General features: G+C 42.8%; 14 protein-coding genes. 7 read left to right on the top strand and 7 right to left on the bottom strand.

Features of this window, described 5'->3' with window-relative positions:
• The 3 genes from H6F44_RS15780 to hisH all read right to left on the bottom strand — a co-directional run.
• Window positions 1-83 (bottom strand): helix-turn-helix domain-containing protein (locus H6F44_RS15780; protein WP_190350305.1); only part of this gene is annotated, 83 nt, incomplete at its 3' end.
• A 171-nt stretch (window positions 84-254) separates the two neighbouring features.
• The gene (locus H6F44_RS15775) at window positions 255-779 is read right to left on the bottom strand and encodes a DUF2808 domain-containing protein (RefSeq protein WP_190351988.1); all 525 of its coding nucleotides are present in this window, start codon (window positions 777-779) and stop codon (window positions 255-257) included.
• 26 nt (window positions 780-805) lie between these two features.
• Window positions 806-1,429: an imidazole glycerol phosphate synthase subunit HisH gene (gene hisH / locus H6F44_RS15770; RefSeq protein WP_190351987.1), complete on the bottom strand. Its 624-nt coding sequence runs from the start codon at window positions 1,427-1,429 to the stop codon at window positions 806-808.
• Window positions 1,430-1,566: 137 nt separating this feature from the next.
• Between hisH and H6F44_RS15765 the strand changes: the two genes are divergently transcribed.
• The 3 genes from H6F44_RS15765 to H6F44_RS15755 all read left to right on the top strand — a co-directional run bounded on the left by H6F44_RS15765 (window position 1,567) and on the right by H6F44_RS15755 (window position 4,065).
• Complete coding sequence (locus H6F44_RS15765) at window positions 1,567-2,013, top strand: hypothetical protein (RefSeq protein WP_190351986.1); 447 nt, start codon at window positions 1,567-1,569, stop codon at window positions 2,011-2,013.
• A gap of 291 nt (window positions 2,014-2,304) precedes the next feature.
• Window positions 2,305-3,318, top strand: a complete 1,014-nt coding sequence (hemH, locus tag H6F44_RS15760; protein WP_190351985.1) for a ferrochelatase — start codon at window positions 2,305-2,307, stop codon at window positions 3,316-3,318.
• A 252-nt stretch (window positions 3,319-3,570) separates the two neighbouring features.
• Window positions 3,571-4,065 (top strand): bifunctional nuclease family protein, encoded by a 495-nt coding sequence (locus H6F44_RS15755; protein ID WP_190351984.1) that lies wholly within the window; start codon window positions 3,571-3,573, stop codon window positions 4,063-4,065.
• Between the two features lie 101 nt (window positions 4,066-4,166).
• Here H6F44_RS15755 and H6F44_RS15750 read toward each other — a convergent pair whose 3' ends face one another.
• The 3 genes from H6F44_RS15750 to H6F44_RS15740 all read right to left on the bottom strand — a co-directional run bounded on the left by H6F44_RS15750 (window position 4,167) and on the right by H6F44_RS15740 (window position 7,783).
• A complete protein-coding gene (locus H6F44_RS15750) occupies window positions 4,167-5,156 on the bottom strand; it encodes a helix-turn-helix domain-containing protein (RefSeq protein WP_190351983.1) in 990 nt (329 codons plus the stop codon).
• Between the two features lie 402 nt (window positions 5,157-5,558).
• Window positions 5,559-6,365 (bottom strand): ParB N-terminal domain-containing protein, encoded by an 807-nt coding sequence (locus H6F44_RS15745; protein WP_190351982.1) that lies wholly within the window; start codon window positions 6,363-6,365, stop codon window positions 5,559-5,561.
• Window positions 6,362-7,783, bottom strand: coding sequence for an AAA family ATPase (locus H6F44_RS15740; RefSeq protein WP_190351981.1), 1,422 nt, complete (start codon window positions 7,781-7,783; stop codon window positions 6,362-6,364). The genes H6F44_RS15745 and H6F44_RS15740 overlap by 4 nt, the downstream gene beginning before the upstream one ends.
• A gap of 1,400 nt (window positions 7,784-9,183) precedes the next feature.
• On the opposite strand from H6F44_RS15740, the gene dnaN reads away from it, so the two are divergent.
• Entirely contained in the window at window positions 9,184-10,338 is a 1,155-nt protein-coding gene (dnaN, locus tag H6F44_RS15735; RefSeq protein ID WP_190351980.1) for a DNA polymerase III subunit beta, read from the top strand.
• 162 nt (window positions 10,339-10,500) lie between these two features.
• A complete protein-coding gene (gene recJ / locus H6F44_RS15730) occupies window positions 10,501-12,633 on the top strand; it encodes a single-stranded-DNA-specific exonuclease RecJ (RefSeq protein ID WP_190351979.1) in 2,133 nt (710 codons plus the stop codon).
• Here the strand turns inward: recJ and H6F44_RS15725 are convergent.
• Window positions 12,608-12,973 carry a YkgJ family cysteine cluster protein gene (locus tag H6F44_RS15725; protein ID WP_190351990.1) on the bottom strand — a complete coding sequence of 122 codons (366 nt, stop codon included), beginning with the start codon at window positions 12,971-12,973 and terminating at the stop codon, window positions 12,608-12,610. The genes recJ and H6F44_RS15725 overlap by 26 nt on opposite strands.
• Window positions 12,974-13,323: 350 nt before the next feature.
• Between H6F44_RS15725 and H6F44_RS15720 the strand changes: the two genes are divergently transcribed.
• Both H6F44_RS15720 and H6F44_RS15715 read left to right on the top strand, forming a co-directional pair.
• Window positions 13,324-13,806: a 2TM domain-containing protein gene (locus H6F44_RS15720; protein ID WP_190351978.1), complete on the top strand. Its 483-nt coding sequence runs from the start codon at window positions 13,324-13,326 to the stop codon at window positions 13,804-13,806.
• 202 nt (window positions 13,807-14,008) lie between these two features.
• Complete coding sequence (locus H6F44_RS15715) at window positions 14,009-14,317, top strand: DUF3155 domain-containing protein (RefSeq protein WP_190351977.1); 309 nt, start codon at window positions 14,009-14,011, stop codon at window positions 14,315-14,317.
• Window positions 14,318-14,587 lie beyond the last annotated feature (270 nt).

The raw sequence follows: 14,587 nt of genomic DNA, 5'->3' as shown, positions 1-14,587 counted from the left end.
CGAGCGCAACCCATCGTCCTCCTGAGCATGCTTTCTTGCGCCTGAGTTGGATAGAATCGGTACTTGAAAGCTTTTTGAGTCATACTTACATTATACTACTTGTTTTGTAAGATATCTAACTAATATAAAGCCGCACTAGAACGGCGGGGTTTTAAACCCATTTTTCTGATAAAAATTTTCAAAAGCGGCGCGTTGCGCCGCTTTTGAAAATTACTTTGGATCTTAATTCAGCACCAAGTGCTGGAACTTTACAACTAGTCTAGGGTAATGACCCAAGAGCCAATATAAACAGGCACAGGTACATCCGCCCTTAATACGCGACCATCAAATTGATAGAAACCGCCATAATCAGGATTACGCACATTGGATAAAACTACCCTCAAAGCTGTTTTTGCAGGAATCGCCTCCTTGGGAATTACGGTAATTCTTCTGTTTTCTCGATCCCAAGTGGCAGACTCAATTTCTAAATCCTTGCCGCCGCGACATTGACCCGTCACCCGCAATTTGATGTCATTAGTGTCAAAGCTACCATTGAAATGATCAGGATAAGTAATGATCACTTCAGAGACCTTGAAACTTTGGGGCTTCACTTCTAGATAATAGCGATCGTTGCGACTACTAGTGCCATTGTCTAGACAATAGTCTAGAGCGCTATCCTTCACGCCACCAAACAAAATAAACCCTGCATTAGCTTGAGCGCGAACCGCAGTAGGAGCAACCACACAGGCGATCGCCAGACAGGAAGCAATACCCAATTTTTTGATCATATGGATCTTCATAAATCTCTTGCGACTTTATTATTATGCTACGCAGTCATCATTCTGACGAAATTTGCTAACAAATGTATCCCGTCAGTGGATGATTTTTCGGGATGAAATTGGACTGCCATAATATTTTCGGTGGCGATCGCCACGGTGACGGTTTGGCTGCCGTGGGTAGTGGTGGCGGCGGTAACTTGGCGATCGCAGGGATCGGTGTAATAGGAATGCACAAAATACATCCAAGGATTTGGGGTTAGACCTTGCCATAGCGGACATTGCGGCTGGTTTAGCGCCAGTTGATTCCAACCCATGTGGGGAATAGTGAGATTTGGCTCAGGACGAAAACGCTTAACCTGCCCCCGTATAATTCCTAATCCTGATTCCTTGCCCTCTTCACTGCCATCAAAAAGAATCTGCATTCCCAAGCAAATGCCTAAAAATGGCTTGCCCGACGCGATCGCCTCATGGATTGGTTGCTCTAGCCCCGTGGCACGGAGCTTTTGCATCGCAGGATCAAATGATCCCACCCCAGGCAAAACAATACCATCGGCAGCAGCTAACTTTTGGGGATCATGGGTGACAATGGCTGTCGCCCCCGCTAGCTCTAGCCCTTTGCAAGCTGAGTGCAAGTTACCCATGTCATAGTCGATTACTGCTACCACTGGCATATATTTAATCCTGAAATTTGAATTAACTTAATTGTGCGGCTTGGCAACGCCATATATATCTTGGGCTTGGCTACCTATAACCACAGAACTAAGAGAAAATATTAACGTCTATCACTGAAAGCATATCAAAAGAGGTAATGGCGATCGTGCATAAACTATTTTTAGCATTGGGTTTCGCAATAATTAGCTATATGGCAATGGGCGATCGCCTCGGCAATCAGGGTATCGCCGAAAATATTACGATCCCACAGCAACCCGTAGAGCCTAGCCTCTGGTGGAAACTTGACAGACTAGCAATAAGCTGGGTGGATAATGTCACCATTGATGAAGCCTCTAAACAAGCAATCTTCACCATCAACAGCAGCAGATGGGGAGCGCTCGACTATGTACAAAGATTTAGCTTTCTCTTTAAGCTGGGCGTAGAGGCACAAAAGCAAAATTTTAATGTAATACTGCTAGATCGCCGTTCGCAAAAGGTTGCGGAATATAGGTATAAACTAGACTCTTGGCAAATGACACCCCAAACATTAGGAGCCGATCCCTTTCGCGTGATTGCGCCAACAATTTTGCAGCAACAATTTTAAACTCACCTTTAGCAATGCTTCATCAATATGCGACAAGTCCCATATCCGATCAAGTGAAAACCGCTATAATTTGGGTAGGCTTAAAATAAATTAGCTTAAAATATTTCATAAAATTTATCACATCACTTTTTAGCATTTCTAAAAAATCTTGAAGTTTCGGGCGCACAGCAAGATATCAATCTTTGCAAGAAACCGCGAAATGGAGATTTTCTAACCTTGCCTGCTTTAATTTGGTTTTATTTTCATTTTTATTTTCATTTTTATAAAAACATAAAATACAGGAATTGCGTTATGTCTGTTCGCGTTGGTGTACTGTTGCTCAATCTGGGAGGACCTGAAAAACTCGAAGATGTCTATCTCTTCCTGTATAACCTATTTGCCGATCCCGAAATTATTCGCCTGCCATTTCCCTTCTTACAAAAGCCGATCGCCTCACTGATTGCCGCTAGTCGCGCCCCCATTAGCCAAGAAAACTATGCAATGATCGGCGGCGGCTCTCCCCTAAGGCAAATTACGGTAGAGCAGGGTGAGAACATTGAGAATGTCTTGCAACGCTATGGGGTGGAGGCAAAGGTATATGTGGCGATGCGCTATTGGCATCCCTATACCGAAGATGCGATCGCCCACATCAAGCAGGATGGCATCACCCACCTAGTTGTTCTGCCCCTATACCCACAATATTCGATTAGCACCACTGGCTCTAGCATCAAGAAACTCGATCAGCTTTGGGCTAATGATCCACAGCTACAAGCGATCGAGCGCATCACCATTAAATCTTGGTATCGCCGCACAGGCTACATTCGCGCCATGAATGAATTAATAGATGCCAAACTGCAAGAGTCGGACGCTCCCGATCATGTGCATCTTTTCTTTAGCGCCCATGGTGTACCAGTCAAATATGTCACCAAATATGGCGATCCCTATCAGGCAGAAATGGAAAACTGTGTCGATGGGATCATGCAGTCTCTGCGCCGCGATTATCAACGCTACAATGCCCACACCCTCGCTTATCAAAGCCGCGTTGGTCCTGTGGAATGGCTCCAACCATACACCGAAGAAGCGATTAGAAATCTGGCTAAGCGTGGGGTTGATCGCCTATTAGTCGTACCGATTAGCTTTGTCTCTGAACATATTGAAACCTTGCAGGAGATTGATATTGAATATCGTGAAGTGGCTGAAGAAGCGGGTATTCATCATTTTGATCGTGTCCCTGCCCTCAACAGTCATCCCATTTTTATCAATGATCTTGCAGATTTGGTCATGGAATCACTCAATATCTCTAAAGCTAGGGCGATCGCTGTTTAGAATTACAGCGCTTTGCGCTCAAATCCAAATCAAGAGAAGTTTTGAAAGCGTGATTTCACAAAATTTTCAAAATTTCTCTTGTGGTGCGTATGCCTAGCTACTGATTAGCTAATCACAATTGCGGAGAATTAAGATATTTCCTTGAAGGTGTCTTCCTGGTTCGATATAATTACAAAATATCTTATAACCCGTTATAGTAGGTGTGGCGATTAGGATTGCTTTCACTCATTTTATTGGGAAAGGCTGGCAAAAATGATTGAAATGAAAGTAGCTGGGATTGCGATTGATGCAGTTAGCCGTAATCCAATTGTTCTACTACGCGATACGTTAGAGCGCAGAGCATTACCCATTTGGATTGGCGAGTCTGAGGCAAAGGCAATTATTGCTGCCCTTGATGGGCGACCTCTAGAACGCCCCATGACCCATGATCTAATGATCAACTTTCTGGATGCTTGGCAGATTGTGGTTGAGCGAGTTGTGGTTCATGCGCTGAAAAATAGTACTTTCTACGCCGTGGTTACAGTTTCTTTGGGGGATATCAAAAAAGAACTAGATGCCCGACCCAGTGATGCGATCGCGATCGCAGTGAGGGCAAAATGCCCAATTTGGGTAATGGAAGAGGTAATTTTAGAGGCATCGATCCCCGTTGATCAGGATGCTGATGAGGCGGAAAGAAAAGCCTTCCGAGAATTTTTATCAAAGCTTACGCCAGAGGAGCTAGTCAAAAAAAGTGGTCTAGAGAAGTAACCAGAACCTTTGATTGACCGTCCTTGCAGCACCCATTGAGGCTTATTGAGGATTTGGGTAGTAAAGCCCTATGTTATTGGGCAAGGGCAGAGCGCGGGCTACTATTGATTAACCCTGAGATTTGCCTCTAAACTGCCAGAATTAGCAGAAAATAATCTTTCGGCGACTTCGCCATCCCTTCCCAAAACCTTTGCGGGCTGGTTGTTATAGCTTAGGGCAACGGCAGCAGCATTGCCAGCACGGATCGCGATTTGGCGATCGCCCGACCAAGCCAGCTTTTTGCCCTCATCAAGTACGCCCTCAAATTCGGTTTTGCCATCAACGACAATGCGAATCCAAGATTGACCTTGCATAATAACGCCTACATTTACGAGCTTATTGGGCGCAAACTCAAACTTACCACCCACAGCGATCGCCTGTTGGGATCGACTCTCAAGGCTGGTACTTGACACCCAGGATTTCAAAATATTGTTAAATCCTGCATTTACCTGTCCTCCCACAACCTCCGCAGAAGCAGTTTTGGCGAGGTCTGTGGCGAGATTTTTGGGCGCAGAGGATGGGGCGATCGCCGATTGCCTGATGACGCTTAGTCCGCCAGTCTGAGGTGACAAAGAAGTTAAGGTTTCAGCTTTTGCGGTTTCTAATTTTGCTGCGTTACTAAAATTAGTCTGGCTATCATTGATTTTGTTGGCTTCGGGTGGGTTGAGAAATGTAGCTAATAAACCCACTGCCCCAGCAATCACCGCAATATACAACGCATAAAGATGTAGAGGACGCAGCTCGGCGGCTGGACTGCCTGCCCACTTACGCTCAGGCATAGCCGAATTCAAAGGGAAATCTTCTGAAATATCACCCACTCCTAAGGCCACACCATATTTGCGAATAAATCCACGGATGTAAACAGGTTCAGGTAGTGATTGAATTTCGCCATCTTCAATGGCACGCAAGTAGCGCTCAGAAATTAGGGTCGTTGCCGTGAGGTGAGGAATTGACAGATCCTTATCTTCTCGAATTCGCTTAAATTGCGCTCCGATCTCTGCTAGTTTCTCTGCTTGCTTCGAGGTTGTAATATTCACAATACTCACAGACATTGGGGGAGATTTTTAACTTGTCTATTCAACTGCTTGCTAAGTTGCCTTTATCAAGAAGCCTGAATGTCTACAGGTTTGGTGCATGACTTATGATCTAGCCTTAATAGATCTAAGTCAATCATTTAACTTAACTTAATTTAATATATCACTCCGCATATCGTCAATTTATTCGGTATACCGCCTAGGATTTCTCCGTTCGCCAATGTTTGTTGGAATATTTACAGAAATAAGAAATAATTTACGAAAACATCTATGCTCAAGTTAAGAAAAGATGCTAGAGCCAATAGGACTTATGCAAAGTATTATGAGCAGTGCATTGAATTGCCTCCACGATAGAATCAGGGTTTATAGATCACTTGCATAAGCCCTAGCAAATAGTCGATTTCACAAAAAAATAGACAATTAATAGCGATCTAGAACTTTGACTAACGTAGCATCGGTGAAGAATTTATTTTTAGAACTGTTGAGTTTGCGCGATGTCAGGTCAGCGAAAGAGTCGTAAGGTCGAGTTTCGATTATCGAATCAACTATTGTTTTCAGGGATTTACCTTTCCATCCTGCTTTGGTAAATTTAGCTGTCAGTTCTTCCCGACTTTGCTCGTTGAGTTCTTTAAGGAGTTGTGACTCAGGACGAGGGTTAGGCAGTGGCGGAATCCGTTTGTCGAGATCGGCGATCACCTTGACGAGAGTTTCAATCTGATCATTATCCTTGTTCGTTGGTGGATACGTTGATAGATTTTGGTCTAGTTTGGCATCAATATTTTTGAGATTTGAATTGACAGATGCTAACTGGATATTAATCGACCTCTCAAAAGATGAAAGGAAATCATTTGATGAATTCACTGGTGGCGAGGTTGTTTCACCAATAGTCTTTTCATGTGTTTGTGAAGGCTGCGATTGCCTAATTAGTTCAATTTGCTTCAAGATGGAATCAGTTGCGATATCATCAGACTCGATAATGTAAGCCGCGATCGATTCTCCATTTCTAGCATCAATTTCTCTTGCTCTCACAGCAGCATGATACACAAGATCTCCATCAATTACTTCATAGGAATCAATTCCAGTTCTTCTTAAAACTAGAGGACTAATTACTCCTTCCGCATTTAAAATTTGCTGTGCCAGATACTCGATCTTGTCACTTTCAAATTGAGATCTATCGGATGTAGATACTATTTTTCTGACAGTAACCAATGAAGGTAATAATCTCATCTAGTTACTCCAATTTTTTCCAAAATTTCGATCGACAGTAGCTCAAATTCTTGAGCAGACATCGCATCTGGCTTAAAGTCAAAAATAGACTTAGGATCTGCCACCTCAATGTCTCCAATTACTTGTGTAAGTTCACCACATTTCGCTAACTCATCACGATCATAAATGATCGAATTCATCAATTGCAAATCATATTTCTTCTCAATCTTACTCAGCCTATTTGGGAGGGTATATTGCACAAAGCGGGAATTGGTGGATATTTTATTTGGAAGAACACCAAGAATATTGACTGGCGGTTTAGAAATTTGCTTCCTGAATCCATTTACCTTTTTGATAAATTCTTTAACATTGACCAAACCTTGATTTGCATAAGGCTTAAGATCCGAAGGAATGATCAAATAGTCACAAGCGATTAGAGCAACCCGTGCGTATAAATTCAGTGATGGCGGAGTGTCAATGAGTACAATGTCATATTTAGACTCTACATCTTTCAATTTTTGCATCAGGATCATTCTACTAGAATCCATTCGACCAAGCATATCTTCAGATTCCATCAAGGAGATATGAGCAGGAACTACGTCAATTGATGGATTACAAAAATTGGACTTCCGCGCCACTTCGCTAATGGGGAAAGAATCTTCATAGCTCAAAATTTGCAAAACATTCAGTTCTTTAATGTCGTCAAATTCTTCATCTTCAAACTTAATTAGCCCTGTGGCAAAGGTAGTATTGGCTTGGCTGTCGAGATCGATGACGAGGACACGCTTACCTTTTTTGCTGAGGGCGGCGGCAAGGTTGACCACCGTTGTGGTTTTGCCAACGCCGCCTTTATTGTGATAGATTGCGATCGTTTTCATAGAAGTAGTGAGTGACGGATTGGGAAGAGGGAGTGGAGTGGAGGCAGGATCTTTTATTGGGGATAGCTCCAACCTTGTAGCAAGAGAAAGCGGTTGATCTTGAGTTGTGGGCATCAGCGTTTGTGATATTGATCTTAACTTATCCCTGCTAATAATGTCTTTAATCTCATCAATTTTATCAGCAACAGCCATGCCATCACATCTAAAACTTAGTTTTAACTGATCACCGACTAACTCATAGATCCGAAAATCTTTACCATTAGATAGAACTCCATAGCAAACTTGAAGCTTAGTGAGATAATGGGTTAGTCGCCGCACATGAAAATCTAAATTCTGTTTAGGATGCTTTGCCTCCATGACAATGCCAACCTTGGGCAAGTTGTCAGCAGCTTGCGGAAAGACTTGGGAGGTAAAGGCTAAAAAATCAAGGCGAATGTTGCCGAAGGCGACCTCTTGATGCCATGTGCTGGGATCATAACCAAGGGTGGGCAGCAAAAATTGGACAAACAGCTTGCTTTCAACCTCGCTTTCATTGCGACATAGATCAGGATTAAATTTCATAATTAGGTTTTGTCATATTCACAAGATTTTAGCTAATGCCGACACGAATTCCCAAACTCTATGGATTTGCAGTAGGGGTTACAGGACTCAGCAGCACGGCAGAGAAGTAAGCCAGCGCCTAAGCCAAAGAAGAAGGGAAACAATGGGGCATAGACTAGCAAGCATTTCAGGAGCATTAGCGCCAGATATCCACCTTCAGAAACAATAAGTTTTATTAAAGTTTGTTGCCCTTATATCAAAGAACTGGCGATCGCCCCACACCTTAGCAATGAACTTTAACAGCGATCCCCAATGATCAGCGATCGCGTGAGAAGGGAAAATCAAGAATTAATTCATAAAAAAACATTAAATATATCATTGGCGATCGGTAGTGGATTAAAGACCTCAAATGATTTTTAAGCTAATATATGTAGCTTTTTGAAAGACTTTTACAAAAAATTTAAACGATAGAAAATCTGCTATTTCTAAGCCAAATCCTGTGGATAACCCCAATATTACCACTTAGCCTGTGGAAAACCTGTGGATAACTCCAATTTTATTGTGGAAAACCCGCCAATATCTGGGGATAACTTTGTGGAAAATGTGGAAAACTTTTAATAGGTATTTATACCCTGTGGAAAACTAGCCACTTTTTCCACAGGGTTTTCCACAGGCTAAAATGTCTGTATATTTGATTGTGTATAGGTTTATTAGAGTTTTCCACATTTTCCACAGCCCCTACTACTACTATCTAAGATATTTTATTTCTTTAATTAGTAATTATTAGATCGGATAAAAAAAAACTAAAATTTTTCAATCTAGAAATTTCAGTTTTTGATCAAGCTTTTGATTGATTTGGAGATTGATTTTTTGAAAGTCAGCAAAAGCTAGCAAGGACAGATTTGAGCAACCGCAATTAATTTTTTTTGATTTTTCCTTGCAAAAAAATTTAATTGCGTTATGATTTATTTCCACTAAAGTAAAAAATGATTCAAGTCGTTCAAAGCAAATTTAAAACTCCCATCCCTTGATTTCTTAGATAAATCTTAGATAAAAGTAAAATATAAATTTTATAAGAATTGTTTTTAAAATACCTAAAATGACTATTTCCAAGATTTGTGTTTCCAAGATTTGTTTAGTTGTCAAAAGTCAAACACAACGCAATTATCAAGAATATTAGTCATCAAATTAGTTGTTAAAAAGTTGTCAAAAATAGCCGAAAAATTAATGAGATTGAGTTCTGATTTTCAACAGTCCCCAAATCTTTGGTAAGCTTATCGTCTGTTCTAACTAAGCAATTGGGCTAATCTTTTACACCAATTTCCTAGCTGTTGTCCTGAAAGTGGCAACTATATTTTTTCTCGACTTTCTCCCGACCAAACATCAAAATCGAGCCAAATAGTCATCTTAAATTCCCCAATATGCGATTAATTTGCCCCCAATCCCAACTTGCTACACACCTCGCTCTAGTCGGTCGTGCAGTTGCTTCTCGCCCCACCCACCCAATTTTGGCAAATATTCGTTTAGATGCTGATGGTGCTAGCCAAAGTCTTGGTTTGATCGCATTTGATCTGAATTTGGGAATTCAAGTATCTTTTTCGGCGCAGGTGGTTGAACCAGGATCGATTACACTCCCTGCTAAGTTGCTTAATGACATCGTTTCCCGACTGCCCGATGAAGATGTGACGATCGCCGTTGACAAGGAAAACACGATGGTGTCAATTATTTGCGGATCGGGGCGCTATCAGGTGCATGGATTGCCTGTGGAAGAATTTCCAGAATTGCCGCAGATTGGTGAAGATGGCGAAACCACCTATTTGCCAGTGGATTCAATGCTGAGTGGTTTGTCATCGACAATATTTGCGACTTCGGCGGATGAAACTAAGCGCATTTTAACAGGGGTGCATCTAACGGCGACTGCTGATAGCCTCGAATTTGCGGCAACGGATGGGCATCGTTTGGCGGTGTTGCAAACTGGCTTTTTGGATGCTGATGAGCCACCTGTGACCGAAGACACGGTGACGACTAATCTGGAAGTGACGATCCCTGCAAGGGCGTTGCGGGAGCTTGAGAGAATGCTGAATCAACAGACGGAAGGGGCGATCGCCGTCAAGTTTGACACAGCAAATATGATTTTCCAGAGTGCTAATCAAATTTTGATATCGCGGTTGCTAGATGGCAGTTACCCTAACTATCGCCAGTTGATTCCCAATCGCTTTGAGCGACAGGTGACTTTGGAACGCAAATTATTTTTATCAGCCCTAGAACGCATTGCGGTACTAGCTGACCAAAAAAATAATATTGTCAAGATCACGATTAATGCTACTGCCCAAGAAATTTCTCTATCCGTAGAAGCCCCTGATGTTGCCGCAGGGCGGGAGTCTTTGCCAGCTCAGATTTCGGGTGAAGATGTGGAAATTGCCTTTAATGTCAAATATCTGCTTGATGGTTTAAAGGCTTTGCCTAGCAACGAGATTCAGATGCAACTCAATAATCCCACTAGTCCTGCGGTGCTTGTGCCGTTGGGTGCAGCAAAGATGACTTATTTGCTAATGCCTGTGCAGATTCGCAATTAGAATTAATGAATTGCGGGAGTTTTCATTTTGCCGTAGGCAAAATGAAAACTCAAAACCCTCACTAGGATTGATTTTTTGTTTTCAAATGAGTGCGTACTCATTTGAAAACCGCTATAAGTGATGTGGGGCTTTGCCCCATATCATTGGTTGGGAGAGAGGCATATGGTGACAACAACTTGGCAGATGCCAGAACCGATCCAGCCGCCAGATTGGTTGCAGCAACAGGTGGGCAATTTTGCAGCATTGCTGCTCTGTCAGCGTGGTATTGTCGAACCTGATCGGGTGGCGGCTTTCTTATCGGCGGCAGCCTATCAACCAACGGCGGCGGCGGCTTTGCCAGAGATGCCGCAGGCGATCGCGAGGATCAAATTGGCATTGCAAGCAGGGCAAACCATCGCTATTTGGGGAGACTTTGATGCCGATGGCATTACGGCAACGGCGGTATTGTGGGAAGGGCTGGGACATTTTTTGGTAAGGGGCGATCGCCTATTTTTTTATATTCCCGATCGCCTTAAGGAATCTCACGGCATTTCTGTTAAGGGCATTGACCAACTGCGATCGCAATTACAGCAACAGGATCGAAATCTTGATTTGATTATCAGTTGCGATAATGGGAGTACGAGTTTAGAGGCAATTAACTATGCCAATGAATTGGGAATTGATGTGATCGTTACCGATCACCATACCTTGCCTGATTTGCGCCCCCCTGTGGCAGCGATTGTGAATCCGCGCTATCTGCCTGAAGAGCATCCCTTATTCCATTTGTCGGGGGTGGCGGTTGCCTATAAGTTAATGGAAGCGCTCTATGATCAATTTCCAGAACGCGATCGGGATTCCTTAGAAAAACTATTGGATTTGGTAGCGATCGGCTTGGTGGCGGATTTGGTCAATCTCAAGGATGACTGTCGCTATTTGGCACAGCGTGGCATTGAGCGATTGCGCCAAAAACAGAGGTTAGGCGTGAAATTATTGCTAGAACAATGCAAACAAGCAGGCGATCGCCCCATTGATATTAGCTTTGGCATCGCGCCACGCCTGAATGCTGTGAGCCGCATTTGGGGTGATGTGCGGAAATGCGTGGAACTGCTGACCACCGATGATCCTAATTTAGCCAAACAGTTAGTTGCTCAAACGGAAATTGCCAATACCGAGCGGAAGGCATTGCAACGCCTTGTTTTCAAGCAAGTGCAAGCCAAAATTGCTCAATTGGATCTATCCACCACAGGAATTATTGTGCTGGTAGATGCTCAATGGTCGGTGGGGGTTTTGGGGTTGGTGGCGGGTCAAGTGGTGGCAGAATATGGTCGCCCTACGATTCTTAGTACCCTTGAGGATGGCATTGCTAGGGGCAGTGCGCGATCGCTTTCAGGAATTAACCTCTATGAACTGCTCAAGGGTCAGGAGCATCTATTATTAGGCTTTGGCGGACATCCTTTGGCGGGTGGATTGAGTTTTAAATTTGAGAATCTACGGCTATTAACGGAGGCATTGGATCAGCGCTTTTGGAGTCAATATGGGCAGTTGCAGATGCGAACGATCGCCATTGATTTAGAAGTAACGATTCCAGACTTAAACCGTGAGTTATTTAATCAATTTAAACAATTAGAACCCTTTGGCATGGGGAACCCTAGCCCCAAATTATTACTGCGGAACTGTCGATTTATACGGAAGTCCCACAAAAAGATTAGAGGCTCTAAAGGACAGAAAATTGAATATCTCAAAACTGATTTTACATTAGGCGATCGCCAAGGCAATCAAATCACAGGGGATTGGTGGGGGCATTATGCCTATGAATTGCCTGATACGGAAGGGGAATGTGATCTGGTAGTGGAACTAATTTATAATGCACGCGATGACTTCTATCATGTGCGATTAATGGATGTGCATAGGAGCGCGGAGTCTCAGATTTATGATATTGTCACCCCAAAGCCTCAAGCGGTCAGTGCGATCGCCCCATCAAAGCTGCGCTTAGATTCCACTACCGCCAAAGCCCATGAAACATGGAGAACGCTCTTGGGAATTGCCAAATATCTCAGTCGCACTGGAGAATCTGTCCCGCGATCGCGCTTAGCCGCCAAGCTGGGCATCGATCATCCGAGGGTATTGGCGATTGGTTTAGAAGAATTGCCAAGGTATGGATATGCGGTGCAGCATGATGATCATGGCGATTTGATTAGTATTCGCGCCGTCAACTTAGTCCCCCATAAATCATGGCAATCTTCGCTATTTATCCAATCTGTAAATGAATGGCTCTTTCAGCATCAATTTGTTAATCCAGAGATCCTTGCTGATTAATTGCTTGCTCAAAACGTAATAATTCTAAGGAACGATCGCCATAAATTGATTCAATTTGTTCTTCACAACAGGCGATCGCAAAGTCATTAAGTTCTTCAGGTTCTACGCCAAACATTTCAAAAAAAGTATCTGCTTGCACTCGACAAAAGCGAGGACGCTGCTCATAAATCGAACATTGCCGCTTTAGGCGATCAAAATAGATACACCAACCATCGCTACCCACCATACTCAAATAGGTTTGCAAATCCTGCGGTATTAAATATTCCTCTAGATCTGGGCGATCGCTTGGTTCAAGATAGCAGCAAGCGCCACAGTTACTAATACATTGCCAATTAGCCATAGGTTTTTGATCTAAATTATACAGGAAGGTAAAGTTGCCGTATTTTTGCTTCCCCCTTTTGAGCAAAATCATGACTCCTGCCTCCCGACAATAGGGCAAAATATGCGGAATATGATCCAAAGATGCGCGAGTCACGGGGGGTTACTATATGCCTGAGCCTGTAGTTGGGTATATTGTGCAAAGTGTGGATTATATTCTCTAGGAGAGGTTTGGGATATTGACTTGTCTTAGATCAGGATTTTAATCAGGATTTTAGCAAAATTTCTAGGGTGAAATTAAAAACTGCTCTATCCTTATTGTTAAAGTAGGTCAGTATTAAATAGGTCAGTAATTTTACCGAGGTTGACTCTATGGAAACATACTCAGAAGAACAGGTAGACCAAATTCTCCGCTATGCCCTTGCTAAGCGTACTAATGGGCAGAACCTCACCAAACAACAGATCTATGAAATTGCGGCGGATATGGGGGTTAGCGAAACCGACTTTTTAGCCGCCGTCCAAGAATGGCAGTCACAACAGGGTGTTAAGCAAGAAAAAGCGGAATTTGATGCCTATAAAAAGAAAACATTTCGTGCCAACTTACTCAAATTTGCGATCATCAACACATTTCTAGTTGCTTTCAACCTACTTACATCAGGCAACATCGGCTGGGCATTGTACCCCTTAATATTTTGGGGTTTGGCGATCGCCCTAGATGCATGGGTCACATATCAATCTGACAGCGATGAATATGAAAAGCAATTTCGGAAATGGCAAGGTAAACAAAAACGCGATCGCCTCACCGCCCAAATCACAGGCAAACTCGTAACTAGCCTTGAAGAATGGCTCAAGTAAAGGATTGTAAGCAATTTAACTCCCATCAAGCTGAGCCCATAACATCTTGGCGATCGCTTGGAAGCATCGTTAAATACATCAAAAAAGACAATCTGACAAAAATTTGTAAAGAAAAGTTGAAATTTCCTAATTAGCTTAGTTATAATATCAATGTTTTTGTAATCCCGATCGCATTTCAGGGTCTAAATTAGGAGGTATCGATTTGGCAAGGAGACGTAAGCGCAAGAGTAGACGTCGCCAAGAAGGGCGCAAAATCCTAGAACATATTCCTCAATTTAGTATCGATAGCGGTGAAGATAAACCAGTGACGGCTGCACGCAAGTACATCCACACCCACAACATTCTTCCGCCCGCATTGTTGCTCGTGAGACGTAACGAACATACAACCGATCGATACTTCTGGGCAGAAAAAGGACTATTTGGAGCACAGTATGTTGAAGAAAATCACTTCCTGTTTCCTAGTCTGAAGCCTCCCGAAGAAAGGGAAATGGCTGTGGCTGTTTGTAGATAAATTTTCTTAAATATTCCTTAGACTAAATTAACAGGTTTATGTTTTTACTGAATCTTCCAGAAGTGGCATTTATTAATGTCATTTCTGCGGTTCAGTTGGTTTGTAAGCTGAAGCTGTGGTTTTAAATTTTAGGATAAAATCCTTAGGGGCAGTTTGGCTGTACTCTGGTTTTCCTATGTCTAATAGCTAACTAAGACTTCAAGTAATACAAAAAAGATCTTAAAAGCAATGCTTTTAAGATCTTTTTTGAGGCTTTTTTTGAGGCTTTAA

It is taken from the genome of Pseudanabaena cinerea FACHB-1277 (assembly GCF_014696345.1).
Taxonomy (GTDB): Bacteria; Cyanobacteriota; Cyanobacteriia; order Pseudanabaenales; family Pseudanabaenaceae; genus Pseudanabaena; species Pseudanabaena cinerea.
The sequence above is the reverse complement of the archived record's forward strand: the minus strand, read 5'-3'. Positions and strand labels throughout refer to the sequence as shown.